Here is a 26,402-nt window from a genome sequence, read left to right on the forward strand (position 1 = left end):
CCTAGACCACCGCGCCGCGGCCCGGGTCGTCGTAGCCGTCATCGTCGTCGTCGTGCTTCATCCGGGCCACCAGCGTCGCGAAGCCGCCCAGGAAGCCGCCCACGCACAGCGTCGTCAGCCACCACGTCATGTCCCAGCGGAGCAGCACCGCGAGCAGCATCAGCAGCGGGCCGCCCACCACGCCCAGCCACGCGAACTTCGTCGTCGCGTCCGCCTCCGGCAGCGGGGGCGGCTCCGGCGGTACGAAGTGGCCCTCGTCGCCGTCGTCCTCGCCGCTCCGGCTGCTCCTGGCGCCCTTGCGACCGCCCTCCGCGGGCTCCTCGTCGGGATCGGCCAGCTGGTAGTCGCGCGGGCCGCCGCCGCCCACGCCTACGCCCACGCCGGGCGCGAAGACGATCGAGCTCCCGAGGGCCGGTCTCACCGGCCCGTCGTCCCCGTCCTTGTCCCCGTCCCCGTCCTCGTCCTCAGCCCCGTCCCCGTCCCCGTCTCCGGCGTCGGCCTTCCCCTCGCCGCCGCCGTCCTCCAGGGTCTCGGGGGTCTCGGAGGTCCCGGGGTTCTCCGGGAACTCGGGCAGCGCCAGGTTCTCCACCGGACGCGCCCGCTCAGCCCCCGGGGCCGGGTCCGCGGGCTCCTCGCCGTACCCGGCGACGATCGCCGCCCACGCGGCCTCCTCGTCGATGGGCTGGGGATCCCGCTCCCCGTCCTGCTGCTCAGCCACCGCTCGTGCTCCCCTTCTCCCCGACGACGTCCGGAGCGAGCCGGCCGATGAAGGCCCAGCTCTCCTCGAAGATCCGCTCCGCATCGTGGTCCAACGTCGCCACGTGGTAGCTCTGTTCCAGCAGGATCTCCTTCACGTCCGTGGAGGAGACCCGGCTCAGGATGCGGGCCGAGTCGGCCGGCGGCACCACGTGGTCCTGGGGGCTGTGCAGCACCACCATCGGCTGCGTGACCTGCGGCAGCTCGGCGTCCACGATCCGGAAGAACCGCCGCAGCGAGTGCGCCGCGTGCAGCGGCACCTTGTCGTACCCGATCTCCTTCACGCCCTCCTTGGCGATGTCGCTGGCGATGCCGTTCGTCGAGGGGACAAGGTGGCGGACGACCGGCAGCGCGTGCGCCGCGACGCCGTGCATCTTGTTGGCCGGGTTCACCAGGACGAGGCCCCGCACCGCGTCCCCGTGCCTGGCCGCGAGACGCAGCGACAGCGCCCCGCCCATCGACAGGCCGAAGACGAAGACCTGCTCGCAGCGCGCCAGCAGCTCCTTGAGAGCCCGGTCCACCTCCGCGTACCAGTCCTGCCAGGTGGTGAGCTGCATGTCCTCCCAGCGGGTGCCGTGCCCGGGCAGCAGCGGCAGCGACACCGTCACTCCCCGCGCGGCCAGATACTCGGCCCAGGGCCGCATCGACTGCGGGGAACCGGTGAATCCGTGACAGAGAAGGACGCCGACCTCTCCGCCTTCGTGGCGGTACGGCTCGGCTCCAGGAAGGACCGGCACCGGGGTCTCCTGTTCGGGGTTCGGCTTCGCGGAATCGGCTTCGGGGATCCGACGAAGCGACGGGGCAAGGGGAAGGACCTTCACCGTACGCGACCGGACCGACACCGACCAGGGCCGTTCGCACGAAGGTGCTCAGCCGCCGGCCGCTCCCGCGGGGGGATGGGGGACAAGGCGGGATAAGGTCTGTTCGACGGCACACGGAAGGTACTCGAGTTGATCTACGGCGCAATGAAGTTCTCCATCGGAGGGTCACTGAAGCTCGCCTTCAGGCCCTGGGTGGAGGGCCTCGAGAACATTCCCGCCGAGGGGCCGGCGATCCTCGCGAGCAACCACCTGTCCTTCTCGGACTCCTTCTTCCTGCCCGCCGTGCTCGACCGCAAGGTCACCTTCATCGCCAAGGCCGAGTACTTCACCTCGCCCGGTGTGAAGGGCAAGCTCACCGCCGCCTTCTTCAAGGGCGTCGGCCAGCTCCCGGTGGACCGCTCCGGTGCGCGCGGCGCCGGTGAGGCGGCCATCAAGGCCGGTATCGAGGTCATCGAGAAGGGCGGGCTCTTCGGGATCTACCCCGAGGGCACCCGCTCGCCCGACGGCCGCCTCTACCGCGGCAAGCCCGGCGGCCTCGCGCGCGTGGCCCTGGCCACCGGCGCGCCGGTCATCCCGGTCGCCATGATCGACACGGAGAAGATCCAGCCACCCGGCAAGGTCGTCCCCAAGCTGATGCGTCCGGGGATCCGGATCGGCAAGCCGCTGGACTTCAGCCGCTACCACGGCATGGAGGGGGACCGCTTCATCCTCCGCTCGGTGACCGACGAGGTCATGTACGAGATCATGAAGCTGTCCGGCCAGGAGTACGTGGACATCTACGCGACCGCCGCCAAGCGGCAGATCGCGGAGGCCGAGAAGGCCGCCAAGGAGGCCGTGAAGGAAGAGATCGCGCGGCGGGAGGAGTCCGGCGCCTGATCCCCACCGGGGAGCGTCGGGCGGGGGGTGGGGAAGATGGCCAAGCGCGAGCGTGTCGTGCGGATGTCGGTCGAGCAGCCGCTGTGGCGCGCGCTCACCGCGTACCGCGTCCTGACGATGGTCTACGCGGTGCTGATCTTCGTCTTCGGTCGTGACCGGTACGAACAGCCATGGGTGGCCGTCGTCTTCCTCGCGGTCATGTGCGTCTGGACGCTCGCCACGCTGCCGAAGGTGGCGAACGCGGTCAGCTGCACCAGGCGCTTCCTCGTCGCCGACCTCACGGTCGCCCTGACGGGCATTCTGCTCACCCCGCTCGCTGACGAGCACGCGCGGAGCGTCGACGGCCCGACGCTGCCGTCGATATGGACCGCCGGCGCCGTCCTCGCGTACGCGATCAAGGGCGGCTGGCGCTGGGCCGGCTTCGCCTCCTCACTGGTCGCCGTCGCCAACCTCGTCGAGCGCGGCCACCCCAGCCGGGACACCGTCCACAACGTCCTGCTGGTGTGGGTGGCGTCCATCGCCATCGGGTACGTCGTCGAGGTCGCCCGCGCCTCCGAGCGGACGCTCGCCCGTGCCCTGGAGATCGAGGCGGCGACCCGGGAGCGCGAGCGCCTGGCCCGGGACATCCACGACAGCGTGCTCCAGGTCCTCGCGATGGTGCAGCGGCGCGGCACGGCCCTGGGCGGCGAGGCCGCCGAACTGGGCCGGATGGCCGGGGAGCAGGAGGTCGCCCTCCGTACCCTCGTCGCCGGCGGTCTCACCCGCCCCTCGCTGGTCTCCGAGGACGAGTCGGAGGGAGCGGTGGTGCGGTACGTCGACGACCCCGACGACGAGGACGATGCCGCCGACGGCCCGGTCGATCTGCGGACCCTGCTCGCCCCGCGCGCCGGGGCGAGGGTCACGCTCGCGGATCCGGGCGCCCCGGTCCTGCTCCCGCCGCCCGCCGCGCGTGAACTGGCCGCCGCTGTCGGCGCCGCCCTGGACAATGTCCGGGTGCACGCGGGCGACGGCGCCCGGGCGTGGATCCTGGTCGAGGACTGGCCGGACGAGGTGATCGTCACGGTCAGGGACGACGGCCCGGGCATCCCGGAGGGGCGGCTCGCGCAGGCGGAGGGCGAGGGCCGGATGGGCGTCGCCCTCTCCATCCGGGGGAGACTGCGGGACCTGGGCGGCACGGCCGAGCTGATCTCGGTCCCCGGCCAGGGCACGGAAGTCGAGTTGAAGGTGCCGCGGGAGCGCGGGACCCACGGGGGAAGGTGAACGGACACATGAGCGAGCAGCGGACGGAACCGCAGGTGGATCAGCGGGTGGATCAGCAGGTGGGACAGCAGGTGGACGAGCAGGTGGACGGGCGGCGGACGGCCGGACCGATCAGGGTGATGGTCGTCGACGACCACCCGATGTGGCGCGACGCGGTCGCCCGCGACCTCGCCGAGGCGGGCTTCGACGTGGTGGCCACGGCCGGCGACGGCGAGCAGGCCGTGCGCCGCGCCGGGGCCGTCGGCCCCGACGTCCTGGTCCTGGACCTCAACCTGCCCGCCAAGCCGGGCGTCCAGGTGTGCAAGGAGCTGGTCGCCGCCGACCCCAGGCTGCGGGTCCTGGTGCTCTCCGCGAGCGGTGAGCACGCCGACGTCCTGGAGGCGGTCAAGTCCGGGGCCACCGGCTATCTCCTCAAGTCCGCCAGCACGGCCGAGCTGATCGACGCCGTGCGCCGCACCGCCGTCGGCGACCCCGTCTTCACGCCGGGCCTCGCCGGGCTCGTCCTCGGCGAGTACCGCCGGCTCGCCTCCGAGCCCGCCCCGGCGGCCGGCGCCGACGAGCCCAAGGCCCCGCAGCTCACCGAGCGCGAGACCGAGGTCCTCCGGCTCGTCGCCAAGGGCCTGAGCTACAAGCAGATCGCCGAACGCCTCGTCATCTCCCACCGGACCGTGCAGAACCACGTCCAGAACACGCTCGGCAAGCTCCAGTTGCACAACCGCGTGGAGCTGGTCCGGTACGCCATCGAGCGCGGCCTCGACGACGCCTGAGCGGCCAACGGGCCGGCCCCCGGCGGGCGGCGCCCCGACAATTCACTCTCCATGCCGTGTCGGAGTGACCCACGTCACTACTAGCGTGGGCCGTACCCACCGTCCGCCACGGCGAAGGAGACCTTCATGCACGTCGGCGTACTGACCGGGGGAGGCGACTGCCCCGGTCTCAACGCGGTCATCCGCGGCATCGTCCGCAAGGGCGTCCAGGAGTACGGCTACGAGTTCACCGGGTTCCGCGACGGCTGGCGCGGCCCCCTGGAAGGCGACACGGTACGGCTCGACATCCCGGCCGTCCGCGGCATCCTGCCGCGCGGCGGGACCATCCTCGGCTCCTCCCGCACCAACCCGCTCACGGCGGACGGCGGCATCCGCCGGATCAAGGAGAACCTCGCCAAGAGCGAGATCGACGCCCTGATCGCGATCGGCGGCGAGGACACCCTCGGGGTCGCCGCCCGGCTCGTCGACGAGTACGGAGTCCCCTGCGTCGGCGTCCCCAAGACCATCGACAACGACCTCTCCGGCACCGACTACACCTTCGGCTTCGACACCGCGGTCGGTATCGCCACCGAGGCCATCGACCGCCTCCACACCACCGCCGAGTCCCATATGCGCGTCCTGGTGGTCGAGGTGATGGGGCGTCACGCCGGCTGGATCGCCCTCCACTCCGGACTCGCCGGCGGCGCCAACGTCATCCTCATCCCCGAACAGCGCTTCGACCTCGACCAGGTCTGCGCCTGGGTCGCCTCGCGCTTCAAGGCCACGTACGCCCCGATAGTCGTCGTCGCCGAGGGGGCGATGCCCCGGGACGGGGAGATGGTGCTCAAGGACGGCACCCTCGACTCGTACGGGCACGTCCGGCTCTCGGGCGTGGGGGAGTGGCTCGCCAAGGAGATCGAGCGGCGGACCGGCAAGGAGGCCCGCACCACCGTCCTCGGCCATGTGCAACGCGGCGGAACCCCCAGCGCGTTCGACCGCTGGCTCGCCACCCGCTTCGGTCTGCACGCCATCGAGGCGGTCCGCGACGGCGACTTCGGGAAGATGGTCGCCCTGCGCGGCACCGACATCGTCCGCGTACCGATCTCGGAGGCGACCGCCCGCCTCAAGACGGTCGATCCGGCGCTCTACGCGGAGGTCGGCGTCTTCTTCGGCTGAGCCCCTCACCGAGGACGCGGCCCCGATCGCCCTCGGCGACGAGGCCGTGTCCACCGGCGTCGGCCAGCACCGCCCGGACCAGCACCGTTCAGACCGGCACCGCCTGGACCAGCACCGTTCAGACCAGCACCCCCGCGAGCAGGGACGCCGTCAGGGCCGCCCCGTCCATCGTCAGCACCGACTCGGGGTGGAACTGGACGCCCGCGAAGCCCGGCCCGCGCAGCGCGTGGACCTCGCCCGTCTCCGCGTCCCGGCTCACCTCGATCCGGTGCAGCGCCAGCTCGGTGGCCGCCCGGTCGTCGCAGCGGGCCGTGAAGCTGTTGTAGAAGCCGACGGTCTGCGGCTGCCCGAACAGATCGATCCTCACCTGCGCCCCCTGGAACGGGGTCCGCTTGCGGACGATCTCCAGGCCCAGCTCGGCCGCGATCAGCTCGTGGCCCAGACAGACGCCGAGGAGACCGTGCCGGTGATCCCGCACCAGGTCGGCGGTGAGGCCGCGCAGGAAGCGCATCTTCGGGTCGGCCGCGTCCCCCGGGTCGCCGGGCCCGGGCCCGAGCACCACCGGGCCGTCGTGGCCGAGCGCGAGCTCCCGCAGGCCCGGCTCGTCGTAGCGGATCACCGACACCTCGAGCCCCGAGGAGCGCAGCAGGTGCGCGAGCATCGCCGTGAAGGTGTCCTCCGCGTCGATCACCAGCGCGTGGCCGGTCAGCTCGGCCGACCGGACCTGCATCTTCAGCCAGAACGGCGCCAGGTCGGCCCGCCGGGCGTCCAGCGCCGCCCGCACCCGGGGGTCGTCGGCGAGGCGCGGCGCCCGGGGCGACTCGTCGCGCGGCCGCCCGGGGCGTACGCCGAGCGCCGCGAGGACCCCCGCCGCCTTGGCGTGGGTCTCGGCGACCTCACCGGCCGGATCGGAGTGGCGGACGAGGGTCGCGCCGACCGGCACCCTCAGGTGTCCCTCCGCCGAGATGTCGGCGGTCCGGATCAGAATGGGGGAGTCCAGCGTCTGGACGCCGTTCTCGTCCCGGCCGATCAGCGCCAGCGCCCCCGCGTAGTAGCCCCGGCCCCCGGTCTCGTGGCGCTCGATGACCCGGCACGCGTTCTGCACCGGTGAGCCGGTGACGGTCGCCGCGAACATCGTCTCCCGCAGCACCTCCCGTACGTCCAGGGACGAACGGCCGCGCAGCTCGTACTCGGTGTGCGCGAGATGCGCCATCTCCTTGAGCCTGGGCCCGATCACCACCCCGCCCATGTCGCCGACCGTGCACATCATCTTGAGCTCCTCGTCGACCACCATGGAGAGCTCCTCGGTCTCCTTGCGGTCGGCGAGGAAGGCCAGCAAGCCTTCGGGGGACGGCGCGGCGCCGGACGGGTAGCGGTACGTCCCGCTGATCGGGTTCATCACGACCGTCCCCCCGGACATCCGGACGTGCACCTCGGGGCTCGCCCCCACCAGCGTGCGGTCCCCGGTGTGGACGACGAAGGTCCAGTACGCCCCCCGCTCACCGGCGAGCAGCCGCCGGAAGAGCGCCAGCGCGTCGGCGCGCCCGAAGCCCGGGATCTCGCCCGTATACGTGCGGCGGATGACGAAGTTGGCGCCCTCGCCCGAGCCGATCTCCTCGTCGATGACGCGCCGCACGGTCTCGGCGTACGCCTCGTCGGACACGTCGAAGCCGCGCCCCTCCACCCTCACGTCATGGACCGGCAGCTGCTCCATCGCGGCGGCGAGCGGCAGCTCGTACGACTCCTCGGCGACCAGGAAGGAGAGCGGGGTGCCGTCGTCGCGGACGTCGAAGCCGCGCTCGCGGATCTGCCGGAACGGCACGAGGGCGAGGGTCGGCAGCGGGCCGACGGGCAGATCGGCGAGCCGCACGGCCTTGTGGACGGGGCCGATCAGCACCTCGACGGTGTCGTGGTCACGGCCCGGGGTGCGTCTGCGGAGCAGGGCGAAAGGCGGGCAGGAGTCGTCCAGGAGACGGGAGAGGTCCATGTGGTTGCGTCGTTCCTTCCGGGAGGGAGAGGAACGGCCCCGGGTACGAGAAAGGCCGCCCCTCGGGCGGCCTTCGCGTGTTCGGTGTACGCGCAGTCAGTGGGCCGCCGGATGAGCGGTCCACCACCAGTTCTGGGCCGAAACCCGGGCCTTGTGCGCGAACATGCCCGCACTGTAACCCAGCGGGACACGCGAACGGGGCCCGGTTCACACCGTGGACGGTGCGAGCCGGGCCCCGAGAGGCGCTTCGAAGGGCGTCAGCCGATCAGAAGATCATGTTGTAGATCTGCCAGCCGCTGCCGACCTTGACGCGCGGCGGGAACGGCGACGTGGCGTTGCCGCTGCCCGTGTACAGCCAGAGCGCACCGGAGCCGTCGCGCGCGATCACGTCCACCCGGCCGTCCCGGTTGAGGTCGCTCGGGCCGAGGATCGTGTTGTACGTCTGCCAGCCCGTGCCGATCTTGACCCGAGGGCCGAACGGCTGGGTCGCCACGCCGGTGCCGTTGTAGAGCCAGAGGGCGCCGGCCGTGTCGCGGCCCATGAGGTCGGGCTTGCCGTCACCGGTGAGGTCACCGGTGCTGATGATCATGTTGTACGTCTGCCAGCCGGTGCCGATCTTCAGGCGCGGCCCGAGCGGCGCGCTCGGGTTGCCGGTGCCGGGGTACAGCCAGAGCACACCGGACGGCTCGCGCCCGATCACGTCGGGCTTGCCGTCGCCGGTCTGGTCCCGCACGCCGACGATCTGGTTGAAGACGCCCCACCCGGTACCGGCCTTCACCCGCGCCTTGAAGGGCGCGGAGGGGTTGCCGCTGGCCGAGTAGTACCAGAGCGCGCCGGAGGGCTCCCGGGCGATGACGTCACCGGTGCCGTTGGCGCCCAGGGCGGTCAGCGGCGTGACGAGGTTGTACGCGTTCCAGCCGCTGCCGACCCGGTAGCGCGAGTAGAACGGCTCGGAGGCGGACCCGGTGCCCTGGTACTGCCACAGGACTCCGGAGGAGTCGCGGGCGAGCAGGTTGTAGCGGTTGGTCCCGGCGTCGGGAGCGACACCGGGGACCAGGTCGACCTCGGAGGCCTTCACATACGCCTGGCGGTGGTTGTAGTGGATCGGGATGTAGACGTCGTTGCCGATGACGTTCTTCTGGGCCGAGCCGAACCAGTCGTCGCCCTTCACCGCGGCGCCGACCTTCGCGTACTCGCCGGTGAGCGGGTACTTCGAGAGGTAGTTCGGGTTGTCCGTCGGAGCCGTCAGGCCCGCGGCGGTGTAGGCGGCGGTCTCCGGGAAGGAGCGCCCGTAGACCCGGGCGGTCACTCCGGCCTTGGCCTTCACCCGGGTCGGCGTGGTGGTCACCGGGACGGTGTACTGCCCGCCCGGGTTGTAGAACCACGCCTTCTTGGCGCCGTACCAGATCGCCGTCCAGTCGTTGCCCGACGTCCCGGCGACGACGTAGGTGGCGCCGGCGCGGATCTTGTTGCCCCAGTTCGAGCCCTGGGACCAGACCGCCGAGAAGTACTGGTCGCCCACCGTGGACGCGGTCGTCGACGGAGAGGTGTAGAGGTAGCCGAAGTTCGCCGGCTGCGGGGGCACGTCCGTGCAGACGCCGTTGGAGTCGCACGGCGCGACCGTCAGCTTGGGCTGGTTCGCCGTGGTGAACGGCGGCACGAAGCGGACGACCTGTCCGACCTTGACCGGGCCACCGGCGCCGCTCGCGCCGGTGGGGGCGCCCACGAGCGACATGAACCTGTTCCAGTCCCAGAACGGGCCCGGGTCCCAGTGCGTCTTGGGGATGTAGCTGTCGAGCTGAACGGGCAGCTCGTCGTGGCCGATGATGTGCTCCCGGTCCAGCGGGATGCCGTACTTCGCCGCCAGGAACTTCACCAGCGCCGCGGTCGACTCGTACTGCGACTCGGTGTACCAGCTGCCCTGCTTGATGGCGTAGCCCTCGTGCTCCACGCCGATGGAGTGCATGTTGAGGGTCCAGTTGCCCGCGTGCCACGCCAGGTGCTTGTTCTCGACCATCTGCGTGACCAGACCGTCATGGGCGCGCACCAGGTAGTGGGCGCTCGCCTTGACGTCCGGGTTGGTCAGCGTGGCGAGGGACCCCTCGTAGCTGCCCTCGGTGTCGTGGATCACGATCTGACGGATGTCGACGCCCTGGTTGGGCCGGTCCGCGAGCGTGTAGTTGCGCGTCTTGCCGTCCGACGCGGTCCGCGACGGGACGAAGTTGCAGTTCAGGCCGGACGGGCACTCCGGCGCCGGCGTGTCGGTCGTGCTCGCGAAGGTGGCGGCCAGCGGCACGTTCGACGGCTTGACCGGCTCGACCGACGGGTCGGCCGGCAGGACCACCTGCTCGCCGTCCGTGGTGAGCTCCCGCTCACCGGTCCTGATCGATTCGAAGACGCGCTTCGCGAAGAGGTCGGCGCCCTTCTTGTCCGGCGACTGGCTGTAGCGCGCGACACCGGCGTACCACTGGCCCGGGTCGTCCGGCAGCTCGCCGGTCGCCTGGCGCTGGTACTCGGCGAGCAGCGCCGCGCCGGCACGGATCGACTCGGCGGTGTCGTTCTTCACGGACTCGGCGGAGCTGTCGATCAGCTCGGCGGCCTTGTCCAGGGTGTGCAGCCGCGGGTCGTCGGTGTCGACGGTCTCCTTCGGCAGGCTGCGCAGCACCTTGGCGGCGTCGAAGGTCTTCTCGATCTCCGCCCTGCCGCTCCTGTTCAGGTGCGACAGGCGCTCCTTGTCGTCCTCGTGCTCGACGTCGTCGGCGTCGACGTCCGTCAACCCCATGACGTTGTACGCACCGGTCGTGCTCGGCAGGCCGTCGTGCGACTCCCACCGCGTCTGCCGGTACGAGACCGCCATCAGCACGCTCTGCGGTACGTCGAACTCCCGCGCCGCCTCCGCGAACTGCGACTGAAGAGAAGCGTTTCCGCTGTTCTTGCCGTCCTCGGATCCCAGTACACCCGGCGACGCCACCGCGATGGTGCCGATCGTGGCGGTGGCGACGACGGCCGCCGCCGCCCCGTAAAGCAGCCGTCGTTTCTTGCGATCCCTGCGGTGCCCTTGGCTCACGCCCACCCCTGCTGATTCGTTTTTGTTCGTCTGTGATGTTTAAAGCGCGCGTGAGGGTAACACCACTCGATGGTGTGAACATCGTCAGCGGACATTTCGGACGCGTGTCTCAGCCATTGGGCGGCGCACTGGACAGGACGCCCGACCCCGTAATGTGGTGGTTGTGACCGTGAACGCTAAGACCACCGCTACCGGTGGCAACACCTGGCGAGACCTTCCCGCGGCGCAGCAGCCCGAGTACCCCGATGCCGAGGCTCTGCGCGATGTGATCGCGGACCTCGAGTCGTATCCGCCGCTCGTCTTCGCGGGCGAGTGCGATCAGCTGCGCGCCCGCATGGGAGCCGTCGCCCGTGGCGAGGCGTTCCTGCTCCAGGGCGGCGACTGTGCCGAGGCCTTCGACGCCGTGTCCGCCGACCACATCCGGGCCAAGCTCAAGACGCTGCTCCAGATGAGCGCCGTCCTGACGTACGCGGCCTCCGTGCCCGTCGTCAAGGTCGGCCGTATCGCCGGGCAGTACTCCAAGCCCCGCTCCAAGGGGACGGAGACCCGTGACGGCGTGACCCTGCCGACGTACCGAGGCGACTCGGTCAACGGCTTCGACTTCAACGAGAAGGCCCGTATCCCGGACCCCGAGCGCCTGAAGCGGATGTACAACGCCTCCGCCTCCACGCTCAACCTGGTGCGCGCCTTCACCACCGGCGGCTACGCCGACCTGCGCCAGGTCCATGCCTGGAACCAGGACTTCGTGAAGTCGTCCCCCTCGGGTCAGCGCTACGAACAGCTGGCGCGCGAGATCGACAACGCGCTGAATTTCATGAAGGCCTGTGGTACCGACCCGGCCGAGTTCCGCGCGGTCGAGTTCTACGCCTCCCACGAGGCGCTGCTGCTCGACTACGAGGGCGCCCTCACCCGTACCGACTCGCGCACCGGTGAGCTGTACGACACCTCCGGCCACATGGTCTGGATCGGTGAGCGCACCCGGCAGCTCGACGGCGCGCACATCGAGTTCGCGTCGAAGATCCGCAACCCGATCGGCATCAAGCTCGGCCCGACGACCACCGTCGACGAGGCGCTGACGTACATCGACCGCCTGGACCCGGACCGCGAGCCCGGCCGGCTGACCTTCATCGTCCGCATGGGCGCCGACAAGGTCCGGGACAAGCTTCCGGAGCTGGTCGAGAAGGTCACCGCCTCCGGCGCGACCGTCGCCTGGGTCACCGACCCGATGCACGGCAACACCTTCGAGGCGGCCTCCGGCCACAAGACCCGCCGCTTCGACGACGTGCTCGACGAGGTCAAGGGCTTCTTCGAGGTCCACAAGGGCCTGGGCACCCACCCGGGCGGCATCCACGTCGAGCTCACCGGTGACGATGTCACCGAGTGCGTGGGCGGCGGCGACGAGATCTTCGTCGACGACCTGCACCAGCGCTACGAGACGGCCTGCGACCCGCGGCTCAACCGCAGCCAGTCGCTGGACCTCGCCTTCCTGGTGGCGGAGCTCTACCGCGACTAGTCGACGCGATCAGTAGGTGGCTTCCTACGACGGTGGGGCGCGGATCGATGTGATCCGCGCCCCACCGTCATGTTCAGGGCTTTTGGGCGCCAGGTCCGCCGGGTAAGGTTAGGTTAGCCTTATCGATCTCGGCGGGAGGTGAACCGCGTGTACGTCTGCTCATGCTTCGGTGTCACGGAGAAGCAGGTCAAGGACCACGCGGACGCGGGCGCGTGCACGCCCCGCCAGATCGCCTCGGCGTGCAAGGCCGGCACGGACTGCGGTTCGTGCGTGCGGCGCATCCAGGCCATCCTCGGGCGCGGCAACTGCCCGCGACGGGAGCTTCTGGACCAGGGCATGCCGGCCCTGGCGGCGGAGCTCGCCGCCGCGCCTGACGAACGGCTCTCCGAAGCGGCCTAGCGCCGCACCCGGCGCCGCCCGTGAGGCCTAGCTCGGCTGCTCGATCAGCGTCGAGATGTAGAGCGCCTCGCCGAGCTTCTCGATCAGCTCCAGCTGGGTGTCGAGGTAGTCGATGTGGTGCTCCTCGTCGGCGAGGATCTCCTCGAAGAGGTTGGCCGAGGTGATGTCGCCCTTGGCGCGCATGACCTCGATCCCGCGCTTGAGGCGGTCGATCGCCTCGACCTCCACCTGGCGGTCCGCCTGGAACATCTCGGTGACCGTCTGGCCGACCCGTACGTGGAAGAGCCGCTGGTAATTGGGCAGCCCGTCCAGCATCAGGATGCGTTCGGTGAGCTTGTCCGCGTGCTTCATCTCATCGATGGACTCTTCGCGGGTGTACTTGGCGAGCTTGGCCCAGCCCTTGTTGTCCTGGATGCGGTAGTGCAGCCAGTACTGGTTGATGGCCGTCAGCTCGCCGGTCAGCTGCTCGTTGAGGAACTCGAGGACCTCGGGGTCGCCCTGCATCGCAGAGGCTCCTTCCACGCATGTCTACGCCGTGACTGGGCAGGATGGCCGCATCCTCGCACCACGGATGGGGGCCGTCCAGTAAGTGCAGGCTTAGTGGGAGTTGCCCCGATCCGGCTGGGATGGGGGGTTGGCTGGTCATGACCACCCCTCGCCGTCTGTCACCATGGATGACATGGGTCAGCCGGAGAGCGGAGCACACCGGGAAGCGGGGCAGTCGGATCTTCCGCCGGGACAGCGGCTGCAGCGCGGCTGGCCGGTCACCCATTACGGCCCCGTCCCCAAGTTCAAGCCCGACCGCTGGGAGTTCAGGGTCTTCGGGGCGACGGCGGACGGCGACAAGCGGTGCTGGAACCACGAGGAGTTCTCGGCCCTGCCGTTCTCCACGGTCGTGGCCGATCTGCACTGCGTCACGAAGTTCAGCATGCTCGGGGCCGAATGGGGTGGTGTGCCCGCCCGGACGATCCTGGAGCTGGCCCCGCCGGCCGCCAATGTCACGCATGTGATGGTGTGGGCCGAGTACGGCTTCAGCGCCAACATGCGGCTCTCCGACTTCGCCTCGGAGCGCACGATCTTCGCCACCCACAAGGACGGTGAGCTGCTCACCGCCGAGCACGGCTTCCCGCTGCGCCTCATCGTCCCCCATCTGTACGCCTGGAAGGGGCCGAAGTGGGTCCGGGGCGTCGAGTACATGACCGCCGATCGCCGCGGCTTCTGGGAGGAGCGCGGCTATCACAACATCGGCGATCCCTGGACGGAGCAGCGGTACTCCTACCAGGAGGAGCCGGGGGACGGCCCGGAGCTCTGACCGTCCCGCCCAGGCTCAGTGGTGGTACTGGTGGACCACCGCGTGGCCCTTGCCGCGGCCGATCATCCACTTGTTGACCGGTGTGGTGATCACGAAGGCGACGAGGAAGGCGAAGGCGAGGGCGCCCCAGAAGAGCCCGTCCGAGAGATGCGCGTCCATGGCGCCGGGCACCAGGAGCAGGACCCCGTTGTCGACGACCTCCATCACCGTGATGGAGAGGGTGTCGGCGGCGAGCGCGACGCCGATGGCCGCCTTCAGGGTCAGGCCGGCGCGGACGACGGCCCAGAGGGTCAGCGAGTAGCCGAAGAAGAAGGCCAGGGCGATGGCGAGCACCATCGTCGGGGCGTTGCCCCAGCCGAGCGCGGTGCCGATGACCATGCCGAGGACCTCGCCGATGGCGCAGCCGGTGAGGCAGTGCAGCGTGGCCTTCATGGCCATGCCCCAGCCGACCTTGCCGGGCGCGTGCCCGTCATGGCCGCCGTGAGTGGTGGTGTGGTCGGAGTGCTGGTGGTGTGCGTGTGCCTCGTGCTGCATGAGAGCCCCCAACGTCCGTAGCGGTTCCTCTTCAGAAACCCGTATACCCCACGGGGGTATTCCTGAACGGGGGGATTCCTGAACGGGAGTCTCAGCCTCTGAGCTTCTTCAGCCGCTCCACGTCCGCCCGATGGCCTTCCTTCCCGCCCGGCGTCTCGATGACCAGCGGAACCCCGTCCGTCGCCGGATGGCGCATCAGCTCGCGGAACGGCTCCTCGCCGATGTGTCCGGCCCCGATGTTCGCGTGCCGGTCCTTGTGCGCGCCGACGACGTCCTTCGAGTCGTTGGCGTGGATCAGCTTCAGCCGTCCCTCGCCGACCGTCTCGACCAGCAGGTCGAGGGTCTGGATCATCCCGTGCGGCCCGGCGAGGTCGTGGCCGGCCGCGAAGATGTGGCAGGTGTCCAGGCAGATGCCGAGCTTCGGGTGGCGGTCGAGCGCCTCGAAGTACGGGCCGAAGTCCCACGTCCGAGAGCAGAGCGAGAAACCCTGCCCGGCAGTCGACTCCAGGAGCAGGAACGGGTCGTCCGGGTGGGTCAGCTCGTCCAGCAGCGGCAGCATCCGCTCCCGTACCTGCGCCAGCGCCTCCTCGCGCGGGCGGCCACCGGTCGCCGAGCCGGTGTGCACCACGACGCCCCGGGCGCCGATCTCCCGGCCGCGCCGCAGCGAGTGCCGCAGCGACTCCACCGACCTCTCGACGGTGGCCTCGGTGTGGGAGCCGAAGTTGATCAGGTACGGGGCGTGGACCCAGGCCGACAGGGACTCCGCCTCGCACGCGGCGCGGAACAGCTCGTCCTGCGCCGGACTGCCGACCGGGGTGGCCCAGCCGCGCGGATTGGCGACGAAGACCTGCACGGTCTCCGCGCCCAGCTCGCGGGCGTAGGCGAGACCGGTCGTGGCGAGGCCGCCGGCCACGGGGACATGGCCGCCGACGGGGTTGCGCATGAGTGCTTACAGTCCCTTGATCGTGAGAGTGATGGTGGAGCCTTCCGGGGCGGTGGAGCCGCCGTCGACGGACTGGCCCGAGACCGTGTCGCCGAGGAAGGGGAAGGTCTTCTCGACCTTCACGTCGAAGCCCGCGTCCTCCAGTGCGGAGCGCGCGTCGTCGGCCTTCTCGCCGACGACGTCGGGCACCTCGATCATGCGCGGGCCCTTGGAGACGGTGAGGGTGATCGTGTCGCCCTCGGCCGCGCGGCTGCCCTCCGCGAGGGACTGGGCGGCGACCGTGCCGGCCTCCTCGGGGGAGTGGATCCGCTCGGGAGCGACCCGCACGGTCAGCCCGGCGTCCTGGAGGGTACGGGTGGCGTCGGCCACCGACTCGCCGGCCACGTCGGGGACGTCGATCGGCACACCCTTGCTGACGACCAGGGCGACGGCCGAGTCGGGGCTGCGCTCCGTGCCCGGCTCGGGGTCGGAGGAGATGACGGCGCCCTGGGCGATGTCCTGGCTGAAGGCGGACGTGATCACGCCGGCCGCCAGGCCCTCCCGCTCCAGGAGCTTCCTGGCCTGCGCGAGCGGCTTGCCCTTGAGGTTCGGGACCTTCACGATCTCCGGGCCGCGGGAGATGGTGAGCGTGACCGTGCCGTTGCCGCGGATCCGCTCTCCGGAGGCGGGGTCGATGGCCATGACCGTGCCGCGTTCGTAGACCTCGCTGAAGGCGCGCTTCGTGGCGCCGACGCCCAGGCCGGCGTCCGTGATCCGCTTCGTGGCCCGCGCCTCACTCTGGCCGAGCACCGCCGGGACGCGGGTGAACTGGCCGGAGTTGATGTACCAGACGCCGGAGCCGATCCCCAGCGCGAGCAGCACGGCGGCGACCACGAGCAGCGGGCCGCGGGGGCGGCGGGACACCGCCCGGCGCGCCGCGCGCGGCTCGGGCGGGGGCATGGTGAGCCGGCTGGTGTGCTGGACCCGCTGGGCCTCGGCGGCCGGCGGCGTCCGCGGGATGACGCTGGTCCGGTCCTCGGAGGCGTCGCGCTCCTCACCCGGGGCGTGCGCCTGCGGCGGTACGGCGTCCAGCTGCTCGTCCCCGAGCGCGGCGCGGGCCTCCCGGGTCCTGGCGAGCAGCGCGACGGCGTCGTGCGGGCGGACGTCGGGGTTGCGGGCGGTGGCGGTGGCCACCAGCTCGTCCAGCTCCAGGGCGAGCCCGGGGACGGCGGCGGAGGGGGCGGGGACGTCGGTGTTCAGGTGCCGGTAGAGGACCTGCGCGGGCGTGTCCCCGCCGTGCGGCTTGCCGCCGGTGAGCATCTCGTACAGCACGACACCGCAGGCGTACACGTCGGCGCGGGTGTCGGCGGTGCCGTGCTCGATCTGCTCGGGGGCGAGGTAGGAGACGGTGCCGAGGACGGAGCCGGTGGTGTTCGTCGCGGATCCCACGGCCCGTACGAGACCAAAGTCGGCGACCTTGACCCGGCCGTCGTCCCCGATCAGGACGTTCTCCGGCTTCATGTCCCGGTGCACGAACCCGGCGCGGTGGGCGGCGCCGAGCGCGGCGAGGACCGGCTCCAGGATGTCCAGCGCGGCCCGGGGCCGCAGGGCGCCGCGCTCGCGGAGCACGTCGCGCAGGGTGCACCCGGCGACGTACTCCATCGCCAGATAGACGTACGCGCCGTCCGCGCCCTGGTCGAAGACGCCGACCACGTTGGGGTGGGAGAGCCGGGCGACCGACTTGGCCTCACGGATGAACCGCTCGACGAACGCGACGTCGGTCGCGAGCGCCGGATGCATCACCTTGAGCGCGAGCACCCGGTCGAGCCGGGTGTCGACGGCCCGGTAGACCGTGGCCATCCCGCCGACGGCGATGCGCGCGTCGACGCGGTAGCGGCCGTCGAGCAGCTGCCCGACGAGGGGGTCCTGGAGGGTCGTATCCACGGCGTCGAGTCTACGAGCCGCCGCGGACACCCCCGCCGCGCAGGCCTGTACCGCAGCACACCTGTGACGCGAGGGCCCGGGCGCGGGGGCCGCGCCCAGGCCGACCGGGGCGTGGTCCCCGCGCCCGGGCAGGACGTACCGGCCTGGGCGCAGTACCGGCCTGCGCGCCGGTCGGCGCACAGGTCAGAACGCCGGGCGTTCCGGGTCCAGGGCGGCGCGGCCCTCGACCGGGGAGGAGGCCTCCGCGAAGTGGCGGCGCGGGATCCGGCCCGCCCGCCACGCCAGCCGGCCCGCCTCCACCGCGTGCCGCATGCCCCGCGCCATCAGCACCGGCTCCTGTGCCCGGGTCACCGCCGACGCCAGCATCACCGCCGCGCACCCCAGCTCCATCGCGAGCGCCGCGTCCGACGCCGTCCCGGCCCCCGCGTCGAGGATCACCGGAACCCCCGCCCGCTCGACGATCAGCTGGAAGTTGTGCGGGTTGCGGATCCCGAGCCCGGAGCCGATCGGGGAGCCGAGCGGCATGATCGCCGCGCACCCGACGTCCTCCAGCTTCCGCGCCAGGACCGGATCGTCGTTGGTGTACGGCAGGACCGTGAACCCGTCGTCGACCAGCGTCTCCGCCGCGTCCAGCAGCTCCACCGCGTCCGGCAGCAGGGTCCGCTCGTCGGCCACGACCTCCAGCTTGATCCACTCCGTGCCGAGCGCCTCGCGCGCGAGGCGCGCCGTCAGCACGGCCTCGCCCGCCGTGAAGCAGCCCGCCGTGTTCGGCAGGACCCGGATGGCGAGCCGCTCGAGGACGGAGAGGACCGAGCCCCGCACCGTCGGGTCCAGGCGCCGCATCGCGACGGTCGTCAGCTCCGTACCGCTGGCGATCAGCGCGCGTTCGAGGACGTCCAGGCTGGGAGCCCCGCCGGTGCCCATGATCAGGCGCGAGGAGAACTCCGTACCGCCGAGGAGGAAGGTGTCGTCGGACATCGCGCTCAGCCCCCCTGCACCGCGGTGAGGACCTCGATCCGGTCGCCCTCGCCGAGGACGGTCGCGGACCACTGGCTGCGCGGCACGACGGTCTCGTTGACGGCCGCGGCCACGCCCGACGGCGCGGCGGAGAGGGTGGCGACGAGGGCGTCGAGGGTCGTGGGGGCGGCGAGGACGCGTGCCTCGCCGTTGACGGAGACGTTCATGACGGAGACGTTCATGCGGGCTGCTCCTGACGTACGTGAGCGGGGGAGAAGCGGCGGGGGGTGAAGGGGCGGGCCTCGTCCGGCAGCACACCGGTGACGAGGAGATCCGCCATCACGTCGCCGGTGACGGGGGTGAGCAGGACCCCGTTGCGGTAGTGGCCGGTGGCCAGGTGGAGACCGGGCAGGCCGGTCGGGCCCAGCAGCGGCGCGTTGTCCGGCGAGGCGGGGCGCAGACCCGCCCGGGTCTCGGTGAGCGGCAGCTCGGTGATGCCCGGCACCAGCTCATGGGCGTCGCGCAGCAGTTCGTACACCCCGCCCGCCGTGACGGTGGTGTCCCAGCCCAGCTCCTCGCTGGTCGCGCCGACGACCAGCTCGCCGTTCTCGCGCGGCACCAGATAGACCTGGCTGCCGCGCACGACGGCCCGGACCGTCCGGGAGAGGAACGGCGCGTACGCGGGCGGCACGGTCAGCCGCAGCACCTGCCCCTTCACGGGCCGTACGGGCGGCAGGACCTCCTCCGGCACGCCGCCCAGCCGGCCGCTGAGGCTGCCCGCGGCCAGCACCACCTGGTCCGCGGCCTCCTCGCGGCCGTCGGCGAGGACCACGCCGGCGGCCCGCTCCCGCACCACCGCGAGGCGGTCCGCGACGCTCCGGTGGAAGACCACCCCGGCCCGCTCGCAGGCGGTGACCAGCGCGGCGGCGAGCCGGCGCGGATCGACCTGGTGGTCGCCGTCGACCCGCAGCCCGCCGCGCACCCCCGGTGCCAGCATCGGCTCGAGGCGGCGGCAGTCGCGCCCGCTGAGCCACTCCGACTCCAGGCCGCACCGGGTCTGCAGGGCGTGCAGCTCGCGCAGGTGCGCCCGGTCGTCGGCGTCGAGCGCGACGGCGAGGGTGCCGCAGGCGCGGTAGCCCACGTCCTGTCCGGTGGCGTCCTGGAGTTCGGCGACGAAGTCCGGATAGCGGCGCGCCGAGGCGAGGTTGAGACCGAGCAGGGTCTCCTCGCCGTAGTGGAGCTCGGTGACGGCGGCGAGCATGCCGGCCGCCACCCGGGCGGCCCCGCCCCCGGGCTCCGGATCGACGACCGCGGTGCGCAGACCGCGCTGCGCCGCCCGCCAGGCCGTGACCAGGCCGATGATTCCGCCCCCGATGACGAGGACGTCAGATGTGCTGCATGTACGCGACATGGGCGTCCAGCCCCTCCCTTCGCCGGCATGACCCGGATCAGGTTCGTACGGTCGGAGGCCGGTCAGCCTCCCTCTCAGCCCGGTGCGTCCGGGCTCCCGCGTGTGCTCTACGTTGGCCGTCAGACTATCCCCCGCCGCCGACACCCGGTAAGGGAGCCTCGGTGGCGGCTCGAGCGGCCGCCTTCCTGACGTGCCGTCAGGTGCGTAAGGTGATCGGGTGAGCGAGCAGAAGCAGGCACAGCAGCGGGTCGTGATCGTGGGCGCCGGTATGGCGGGGGTGCAGACCGCCGTCGCCCTGCGCGAACAGGGATTCACAGGCCCGATCACCCTCCTCGGCGCCGAACCGCACCAGCCCTACGACCGTCCCCCGCTCTCCAAGGCGGTGCTCCTCGGCAAGGCCGAGGACTCCGCCTTCGACGTCGACTTCGAGGCGCTCTCCATCGAACTGCGCCTCGGCGTCGAGGTGACCGGACTGCGCCCCGACGCCCACGAGGTCGACACGGAGGCCGGGCCCGTCCCGTACGACATCCTGGTCGTCGCCACCGGCGCCGAGCCCGTCACCCTGCCCGGCACCGAGGGCGTCCCCGGCGTCCACCTGCTGCGCACCCTCGACGACGCCGCCCGCCTCAAGCCCGTCCTGGAGCGGCGTCACGACATCGTGGTGGTCGGCGCCGGCTGGATCGGCGCCGAGTTCGCCACCGCCGCGCGCGAGGCGGGGTGCGCGGTCACCGTCGTCGAGGCCGCCGACCGGCCGCTGGCCGGCGCGCTGCCCGCCGAGGTCGCCGCCCCGATGGCCCAGTGGTACGAGGAGAGCGGCGCCGCACTCCTCACCCACGCGCGCGTGGCGCACGTCGAACCCGGCCGGGTCGTCCTGGCCGACGGCCGGGAGCTGCCCGCCGAAGCCGTCGTCGTCGGCATCGGCGCCCGCCCCGCCACCGGCTGGCTCGCCGGCTCCGGCATCGCCCTCGACGCGGGCGGCTCCGTCACCGCCGACGAGCGGCTGCGCACCTCCCTGCCCGACGTGTACGCCGTCGGCGACTGCGCCTCCTTCCCCTCCGCCCGCTACGGCGAACGGCTCCTCGTCCACCACTGGGACAACGCCCTTCAGGGCCCGCGCACCGTCGCGGCCGACATCATCGGCGAGGCCCCCCAGGTCTACGACCCGGTGCCGTACTTCTGGTCCGAGCAGTTCGGCCGGTTCGTGCAGTACGCCGGCCACCACACGGGCGCCGCCGAGCTGGTCCGGCGCGGCGACCCGGCGGGCCCCTCCTGGTCCGTCCTCTGGCTCCGCGACGGGCTCCTGGTCGCCCTGCTCGCCGTCGGCCGCCCCCGCGACCTGGCCCAGGGCCGCAAGCTCATCGAGTCCGGCACCCCCCTCGCCCGCGAGCGCGCCGCCGACCCCTCCGTACCCCTGAAGGCGGCAGTCCGGTAGGGCTCGACTTCCGGCTGTCGGTCCGGGATGGCAGGCTTGTCCACGTGACCGAGATTGACGCAAGAATCGATGCTCTCGTCCCCGCCTGGCTCTACCTCCCCGACATCGCGGAAATGCTCGATGTCGAGGTGACGCGTGTGCGGCAGCTGGTCAAGGAGGGCCAGCTCATCGCCGTGCGCCGCGGTGAGAACAAGGCGCTTCAGGTGCCCGCCGCCTTCATCGACGGCGACAAGGTCGTCAAGGGCCTCTCCGGCACCCTGACGCTCCTGAAGGACGACGGCTTCACCGACGAAGAAATGCTGGAGTGGCTCTTCACTCCCGACCCGACCCTGCCGGGCACGCCCGCGCAGGCGCTCAGCGAGAATCGCGGCACGGAGGTGAAGCGCCGCGCCCAGGCGCTCGCCGTCTGACGTACCGAAGACACCACACAGGAGGTTTCCGTGGGGCCGGGTCCGCCCGGCCCCACGGGGCCACCGCACCGACGGGGGGAACCACCCATGTCCACGCCTCGCGAGCAGCTCGCCGACGCCCGGCTCTACCTCTGCACGGACGCCCGCAAGCGGCAGGGCGACCTGCCCGCGTTCCTCGACGCCGTGCTCTCCTCCGGTGTCGACATCGTGCAGCTGCGCGACAAGGGCATGGAGGCCGGTGAGGAGCTGGAGCACCTCGCCGTGTTCGCCGAGGCCTGCCGCCGCCACGGCAGGCTGCTCGCGGTCAACGACCGGGCCGACGTCGCCCACGCCATCGGTTCCGACGTGCTGCACCTGGGCCAGGGCGACCTGCCCGTGCCCGCCGCCCGCGCGATCCTCGGCGACCGGGTCCTGATCGGCCGTTCCTGCCACGGCGAGTCCGAGGTCGACGCGGCCGTCGCCGAGCCGGGCGTGGACTACTTCTGCACCGGCCCCTGCTGGCCCACCCCGACCAAGCCCGGCCGGTACGCCCCCGGGCTCGACCTCGTCCGGTACACGGCGGGGCTCGCCCAGGACCGCCCCTGGTTCGCCATCGGCGGGATCGACGAGACCACCCTCGACGAGGTCCTCGACGCGGGCGCGCGCCGGATCGTCGTCGTCCGGGCGATCACCGAGGCCGACGACCCCGCAGCGGCCACGGCCCGGCTGGCCAAGCGGGTCCGCGAGCGCTCGGCGTAGCGGGGGACGACGGGAGCCGGGCCGTCCACCCAGAGGGCACCGCTGAGGGCTCCGCGGAGGGCGCCGCGCGGAGGTGTCCAAAAATGTGTCCATTACTCGGACACCGCTTCTTCCGCCGATGGCCCCCGTCTAACCTGCCCGTATGGCTCTTGGCACCGCTTCCACCCGCTCGGACCGTGCGCGCACGGTCCGCGACATCCTCGCGTCCGGCAAGCCCTCGTACTCCTTCGAGTTCTTCGCGCCCCGGACCGAGAAGGGCGAGCGCAGCCTCTGGAACGCCCTGCGCAGGGTCGAGGCGGTCGGCCCGAGCTTCGTCTCGGTGACCTACGGAGCCGGCGGATCCACCCGCGGCGGCACCGTCAAGGCCACCCAGAAGATCGCCGGTGACACCACCCTCACCCCGGTCGCCCACCTCACCGCGGTCGACCACTCCGTCGCCGAACTGCGCAACGTCCTCGGCCAGTACGCCGACGCCGGCATCCGGAACATGCTCGCGCTGCGCGGCGACCCGCCCGGCGACCCGCTGGGGGAGTGGATCGAGCACCCCGAGGGCGTCCGCTACGCCGCCGACCTGGTCAGGCTGATCAAGGAGTCCGGCGACTTCTGCGTGGGCGTCGCGGCCTTCCCCGAGATGCACCCGCGCTCCACCGACTGGGACACGGACATCCGGCACTTCGTGGACAAGTGCCGGGCCGGCGCGGACTACGCCATCACCCAGATGTTCTTCGATCCGGAGAACTACCTCCGGATGCGCGACAGCGTGGCGAAGACCGGCTGCGAGACGCCGATCATCCCCGAAGTCATGCCCGTCGTGAACGTGAAGACCCTCGACCGGCTGCCCCAGCTCAGCAACGCCCTCTTCCCGGCGGACGTGAAAGAACGCATCCTCGCCGTCAAGGACGATCCGGCCGCTGTACGCTCCATTGGCATCGAGTTCGCGACGGAGTTCTGCGCGCGTCTGCTCTCCGAGGGTGTCCCCGGACTGCACTTCATCACGCTGAACAACTCCACCGCGACGCTGGAGATCTACGAGAATCTCGGACTGCACGTGCAGTCCTGACCGGCGTACCCGCCCCAGACCCGCGGCGGTGGCCGTAGGAGAGGGGCGGGCATGGGGTGGACGGTCCTCTACATCGCGTTCGGTGTCGTCGCGTTGTGGCTGTTGGGTGAGGTGCTCCTGCAGTACAAGGCGAGGCTGCGCTGGCGCGTGCTCGCCTTCTGCGGCTTCCTGGGGGTGGTCATCGGCGTTCTGCTGTCCTTGGTCGCCGTGATCATCGCGGGGGCGGTCGCCTTCGGCGTCGGGCAGACCTATGTGACCCTCTCCTTCCGCCGCGGCTTCTCCACCGGCTGGGCGATCGGCGGGAACCCGGGCGCGAGCCGCCGCCGCAGGTCCACCGCGCCGGCCGAGGCCGGCCCCACGCTCGAGGTCACCGACCTCTCCTACGAGCCGGTGGACCCCTCACCCGCCGAGACCACGGCGGTCTACGAGCCGCAGCCGATGCCCGACGAGACCGGCCAGTACGCCGTCTACGACCCCTCCTACGCCCACTCCCAGGCCCAGGCCCACGGCCATGCCCAGCCCGAGGCCCAGCCCGCGTACGGCGGCTACGACGGCTACACGCCGGGGTACGAGCAGCCTGCCTACGACTACGGCACCGGCCAGCAGCAGTACGCGGCCTACTCCGACCCGTACATCGGCCCCGGCACCGACGGCCAGCAGTACACCTCGTACGACTACGGCACGGGCGGCCAGCAGCCCTACGCCGACCCCTACGCCCCCTCGTACACGTACGACACCCCGCCCGGCGGCGTCTGGGTGCCCCAGCAGCGGGACACCGAGCAGCCCGCCGATCCGCCGCAGCACCCGCAGCAGCCGGGCCAGGAGTACTACGGCTACGGCAACGAGCAGTACCGGTACTGACTCCGGCCTACTGCGAACCCCGGAAACCGTCGCCCTCGACGATCAGCCCGGCCACGAGGGCGCCCGACATGCCGGCGTGGGCCAGCCCGCCGCCGGGATGGGACCAGCCGCCGGCGAAGTGCAGGCGGGGAAGCGAGGAGCGGTTGGCGGCGGGGAGGTAGGCACCTGAGCCGCCGGCGAGCGCCGGGCCGGGGACCTCGGCGGTACCCGTCTCCCGCAGAGTGTCCTCCGGGGTGCGGACCTCCTGCCAGAGCAGCCGCTCCCGGAGCCCCGGAACGACGGACTCAGCCGCCGCGACCATCTCCTCGGCGATCTCGGCCCAGTCGTACTCGGGGTACAGGTACACCGTCGCGGAGACCGTCACCGACTCGTGCGCGTCGTCCGGGCGCAGCGCGGGGTCGTCCGGCCGCAGCACGGTCACGGTGGGCCGGCTCGCGGTCGCGTGGACGACGGTGCGGTGCACCGCGTCCGCCTCCCGGGCTCCGCGCAGGGCCAGACAGACCGTCATGCGGCCGGTCAGGTCCAGCTGGTCTCCCTGGGCCACCACATGGTCCCGATAGAGCGCGGGCACGGGCGCACCCGCCACGACGTGGTCCGCCTCCACGGCCTCCCCGCCCGCCAGTCGGACTCCCGTCGCCCGGCCGTCCTTCTCCAGCACCTCGACGACGGCCGTGTCGAAGACGAACTCCACCCGCCGCTGCAAACACCGCTCGTACACCGCGTCCGCGAGCGCCCGGATGCCGCCGCCGACGTACCAGGTGCCGAAGGTCTGCTCCATGTAGGGCAGCACGGCCGCCGAGGCCGGGGCCGCCGCCGGGTCGAAGCCGTAGGACCAGGCGTACGAGTCGAGGAGCGCCGCGAGCCGGGGGTCACGCAGCTCCCGCGCGCCGATCTGTTCCAGCCGGGTCGTCGGGCGCCGCAGGAACCCCGCCTTCAGGGCCGGGTACGGATCGCGGCCGAACACCGAGGTGTCCTCCGGCTGCGGCTCCTCCAGGAGCGGGCGCCGGGTGCGGTCCCAGGCCTCGCGGGCCCGGACCATGAAGTCGCCCCAGCGTTCGCCCGCGCCCGCGCCGAGGGCCGCGTCCAGGGCGGAGACCGTGCCGGCGCGCGAGGCGTTCGGCAGGTCCACCCTCGTACCGTCGGAGAACACGTGCCGGCTCGCCGGGTCGACCTGCGTCAGCTCGACGCGGTCCTCCAGCGGCTCCTTGCCGGTCTTGACGAACAGGTCGCGGTAGACGGCGGGCAGGTGCAGCAGTCCTGGTCCGGTGTCGAAGGCGAACCCGTCCCGCTCGAACCTGCGTACCGCGCCGCCGTAGGTCTCCGTGCGTTCGTACACCGTCACCCGGTGGCCCGCCACGGCCAGCCGGGCGGCCGCCGCCATGGCGCCCATCCCGGCGCCGATCACCACGATCCGTCCCATGTCAGGGACTTTATCCGCCGGGTCCCCGGGGGCCGTCGGCCGCCTCGGCGGCTGCCAGTCGCCGCTCCTCACGCCGCTGGGCCCGGCGGCGGAGGAAGCGGCGGATGCGCTGGGCGAGGATGCCCAGTATCGCCAGGCCCAGCACGAGCAGTACGGCCGCGATGATCGCCGCCGCCTCTGGGTTGAAGATCGCGAAGGTGACGATTCCCGCCACCCCGAGGTCCTCCGCCATGCTCATGGCGACGTTGGAGAACGGTTCCGGCGAGGTGTTGATCGCCATCCGCGTCCCGGCCTTGACGAAGTGGCTCAGCAGCGCGGTCGAGCCGCCGACCGCGCCCGCCGCGAGCTCCGGCAGGGAACCGGACTGCCCGGCGAGCAGGGCGCCGACCACGGCCCCGGAGACCGGCCGGATCACCGTGTGGACGGAGTCCCAGACCGAGTCGACGTACGGGATCTTGTCCGCCACCGCCTCGCAGAGGAACAGCACGCCGGCGACGATCAGGACGTCGGTGCGCTGCAGCGACTCGGGCACCTCGTCGGTGAGTCCGGTCGCGCCGAAGACGCCGAACAGCAGGACCACCGCGTACGCGTTGATCCCGCTCGCCCAGCCGCTGGTGAAGACCAGGGGGAGTACGGACACGGACGCGATCGTAACCAGCCGGGGGCACGCGCGCGTGGGCCTTGGCGCGGAACGCTGAGTATCCGTACCTAGGGGAAGAGATGAGTAGCTACGCGGATGGGCTTTGACCTGCGCGGACGGAAGAGTGGGGACCACGGAAGGGGCACGGCTCCGCACCCGC

General features: G+C 71.8%; 26 protein-coding genes and 1 riboswitch. Of the genes, 12 read left to right on the top strand and 14 right to left on the bottom strand.

Annotated features, from left to right (window positions below; all coding sequences use genetic code 11):
* Position 1: 1 nt before the first annotated feature.
* On the bottom strand, positions 2 to 718 hold the full coding sequence (locus ACF06X_RS04235) for a hypothetical protein (RefSeq protein WP_392285615.1): 717 nt from the start codon (positions 716 to 718) through the stop codon (positions 2 to 4).
* Positions 711 to 1,493, bottom strand: coding sequence for an alpha/beta hydrolase (locus tag ACF06X_RS04240; RefSeq protein WP_392285616.1), 783 nt, complete (start codon positions 1,491 to 1,493; stop codon positions 711 to 713). The genes ACF06X_RS04235 and ACF06X_RS04240 overlap by 8 nt, the downstream gene beginning before the upstream one ends.
* A gap of 228 nt (positions 1,494 to 1,721) precedes the next feature.
* Here ACF06X_RS04240 and ACF06X_RS04245 point away from each other — a divergent pair, with 228 nt between their 5' ends.
* The 4 genes from ACF06X_RS04245 (at position 1,722) to ACF06X_RS04260 (ending at position 5,635) form a co-directional block, all read left to right on the top strand.
* The gene (locus ACF06X_RS04245; protein WP_392285971.1) at positions 1,722 to 2,453 is read left to right on the top strand and encodes a lysophospholipid acyltransferase family protein; all 732 of its coding nucleotides are present in this window, start codon (positions 1,722 to 1,724) and stop codon (positions 2,451 to 2,453) included.
* Positions 2,454 to 2,489: 36 nt separating this feature from the next.
* Entirely contained in the window at positions 2,490 to 3,713 is a 1,224-nt protein-coding gene (gene macS, locus ACF06X_RS04250; protein ID WP_392285617.1) for a MacS family sensor histidine kinase, read from the top strand.
* 119 nt (positions 3,714 to 3,832) lie between these two features.
* On the top strand, positions 3,833 to 4,480 hold the full coding sequence (locus tag ACF06X_RS04255) for a response regulator transcription factor (protein ID WP_189599339.1): 648 nt from the start codon (positions 3,833 to 3,835) through the stop codon (positions 4,478 to 4,480).
* A 126-nt stretch (positions 4,481 to 4,606) separates the two neighbouring features.
* Positions 4,607 to 5,635, top strand: coding sequence for a 6-phosphofructokinase (locus ACF06X_RS04260; RefSeq protein ID WP_392285618.1), 1,029 nt, complete (start codon positions 4,607 to 4,609; stop codon positions 5,633 to 5,635).
* A 118-nt stretch (positions 5,636 to 5,753) separates the two neighbouring features.
* On the opposite strand, the gene ACF06X_RS04265 is transcribed toward ACF06X_RS04260, so the two are convergent.
* The 3 genes from ACF06X_RS04265 to ACF06X_RS04275 form a co-directional block, all read right to left on the bottom strand.
* On the bottom strand, positions 5,754 to 7,622 hold the full coding sequence (locus tag ACF06X_RS04265) for an anthranilate synthase family protein (RefSeq protein ID WP_392285619.1): 1,869 nt from the start codon (positions 7,620 to 7,622) through the stop codon (positions 5,754 to 5,756).
* Between the two features lie 96 nt (positions 7,623 to 7,718).
* A complete protein-coding gene (locus ACF06X_RS04270) occupies positions 7,719 to 7,787 on the bottom strand; it encodes a trp operon leader peptide (protein ID WP_392285972.1) in 69 nt (22 codons plus the stop codon).
* A gap of 100 nt (positions 7,788 to 7,887) precedes the next feature.
* Entirely contained in the window at positions 7,888 to 10,689 is a 2,802-nt protein-coding gene (locus ACF06X_RS04275; protein WP_392285620.1) for an N-acetylmuramoyl-L-alanine amidase, read from the bottom strand.
* Between the two features lie 163 nt (positions 10,690 to 10,852).
* Here ACF06X_RS04275 and ACF06X_RS04280 point away from each other — a divergent pair, with 163 nt between their 5' ends.
* Together ACF06X_RS04280 and ACF06X_RS04285 are read left to right on the top strand one after the other, a co-directional pair.
* Positions 10,853 to 12,202, top strand: coding sequence for a class II 3-deoxy-7-phosphoheptulonate synthase (locus tag ACF06X_RS04280; protein ID WP_392285621.1), 1,350 nt, complete (start codon positions 10,853 to 10,855; stop codon positions 12,200 to 12,202).
* Between the two features lie 138 nt (positions 12,203 to 12,340).
* A complete protein-coding gene (locus tag ACF06X_RS04285; RefSeq protein ID WP_392285622.1) occupies positions 12,341 to 12,601 on the top strand; it encodes a bacterioferritin-associated ferredoxin in 261 nt (86 codons plus the stop codon).
* Between the two features lie 27 nt (positions 12,602 to 12,628).
* On the opposite strand, the gene bfr is transcribed toward ACF06X_RS04285, so the two are convergent.
* On the bottom strand, positions 12,629 to 13,105 hold the full coding sequence (gene bfr, locus ACF06X_RS04290) for a bacterioferritin (protein WP_392285623.1): 477 nt from the start codon (positions 13,103 to 13,105) through the stop codon (positions 12,629 to 12,631).
* A 175-nt stretch (positions 13,106 to 13,280) separates the two neighbouring features.
* Here bfr and ACF06X_RS04295 point away from each other — a divergent pair, with 175 nt between their 5' ends.
* Positions 13,281 to 13,913, top strand: a complete 633-nt coding sequence (locus ACF06X_RS04295) for a sulfite oxidase-like oxidoreductase (RefSeq protein ID WP_392285624.1) — start codon at positions 13,281 to 13,283, stop codon at positions 13,911 to 13,913.
* Positions 13,914 to 13,928: 15 nt separating this feature from the next.
* Here the strand turns inward: ACF06X_RS04295 and ACF06X_RS04300 are convergent, their stop codons facing one another.
* From ACF06X_RS04300 to thiO, 6 genes are all read right to left on the bottom strand, one after another.
* Entirely contained in the window at positions 13,929 to 14,447 is a 519-nt protein-coding gene (locus ACF06X_RS04300; RefSeq protein WP_392285625.1) for a DUF4396 domain-containing protein, read from the bottom strand.
* 91 nt (positions 14,448 to 14,538) lie between these two features.
* Positions 14,539 to 15,390 carry a deoxyribonuclease IV gene (locus tag ACF06X_RS04305; protein ID WP_392285626.1) on the bottom strand — a complete coding sequence of 284 codons (852 nt, stop codon included), beginning with the start codon at positions 15,388 to 15,390 and terminating at the stop codon, positions 14,539 to 14,541.
* A gap of 6 nt (positions 15,391 to 15,396) precedes the next feature.
* Complete coding sequence (gene pknB, locus ACF06X_RS04310) at positions 15,397 to 17,313, bottom strand: Stk1 family PASTA domain-containing Ser/Thr kinase (protein ID WP_392285627.1); 1,917 nt, start codon at positions 17,311 to 17,313, stop codon at positions 15,397 to 15,399.
* A 183-nt stretch (positions 17,314 to 17,496) separates the two neighbouring features.
* A complete protein-coding gene (locus ACF06X_RS04315) occupies positions 17,497 to 18,291 on the bottom strand; it encodes a thiazole synthase (protein ID WP_392285628.1) in 795 nt (264 codons plus the stop codon).
* Positions 18,292 to 18,296: 5 nt separating this feature from the next.
* Complete coding sequence (thiS, locus tag ACF06X_RS04320) at positions 18,297 to 18,497, bottom strand: sulfur carrier protein ThiS (protein ID WP_215067561.1); 201 nt, start codon at positions 18,495 to 18,497, stop codon at positions 18,297 to 18,299.
* A gap of 11 nt (positions 18,498 to 18,508) precedes the next feature.
* Positions 18,509 to 19,681 (bottom strand): glycine oxidase ThiO, encoded by a 1,173-nt coding sequence (thiO, locus tag ACF06X_RS04325; RefSeq protein WP_392285629.1) that lies wholly within the window; start codon positions 19,679 to 19,681, stop codon positions 18,509 to 18,511.
* Positions 19,679 to 19,791: riboswitch (TPP riboswitch) on the bottom strand. It overlaps the preceding gene by 3 nt.
* Positions 19,792 to 19,898: 107 nt before the next feature.
* Between thiO and ACF06X_RS04330 the strand changes: the two genes are divergently transcribed.
* The 5 genes from ACF06X_RS04330 to ACF06X_RS04350 all read left to right on the top strand — a co-directional run bounded on the left by ACF06X_RS04330 (position 19,899) and on the right by ACF06X_RS04350 (position 24,182).
* Entirely contained in the window at positions 19,899 to 21,113 is a 1,215-nt protein-coding gene (locus tag ACF06X_RS04330) for an NAD(P)/FAD-dependent oxidoreductase (protein ID WP_392285630.1), read from the top strand.
* Positions 21,114 to 21,157: 44 nt separating this feature from the next.
* Positions 21,158 to 21,523, top strand: coding sequence for an Rv2175c family DNA-binding protein (locus ACF06X_RS04335; protein ID WP_158986532.1), 366 nt, complete (start codon positions 21,158 to 21,160; stop codon positions 21,521 to 21,523).
* Between the two features lie 87 nt (positions 21,524 to 21,610).
* Positions 21,611 to 22,261, top strand: coding sequence for a thiamine phosphate synthase (gene thiE / locus ACF06X_RS04340; protein ID WP_392285631.1), 651 nt, complete (start codon positions 21,611 to 21,613; stop codon positions 22,259 to 22,261).
* Between the two features lie 142 nt (positions 22,262 to 22,403).
* A complete protein-coding gene (metF, locus tag ACF06X_RS04345; RefSeq protein ID WP_392285632.1) occupies positions 22,404 to 23,321 on the top strand; it encodes a methylenetetrahydrofolate reductase [NAD(P)H] in 918 nt (305 codons plus the stop codon).
* A 51-nt stretch (positions 23,322 to 23,372) separates the two neighbouring features.
* On the top strand, positions 23,373 to 24,182 hold the full coding sequence (locus ACF06X_RS04350) for a hypothetical protein (protein ID WP_392285633.1): 810 nt from the start codon (positions 23,373 to 23,375) through the stop codon (positions 24,180 to 24,182).
* Positions 24,183 to 24,189: 7 nt separating this feature from the next.
* On the opposite strand, the gene ACF06X_RS04355 is transcribed toward ACF06X_RS04350, so the two are convergent.
* Positions 24,190 to 25,602 carry a phytoene desaturase family protein gene (locus tag ACF06X_RS04355; RefSeq protein WP_392285634.1) on the bottom strand — a complete coding sequence of 471 codons (1,413 nt, stop codon included), beginning with the start codon at positions 25,600 to 25,602 and terminating at the stop codon, positions 24,190 to 24,192.
* Positions 25,603 to 25,612: 10 nt separating this feature from the next.
* A complete protein-coding gene (locus ACF06X_RS04360; protein WP_392285635.1) occupies positions 25,613 to 26,242 on the bottom strand; it encodes a DUF4126 domain-containing protein in 630 nt (209 codons plus the stop codon).
* Between the last annotated feature and the right edge of the window lie 160 nt (positions 26,243 to 26,402).

The sequence above is a fragment of the Streptomyces sp. NPDC015346 genome (assembly GCF_043078785.1).
Lineage (GTDB): Bacteria > Actinomycetota > Actinomycetes > Streptomycetales > Streptomycetaceae > Streptomyces.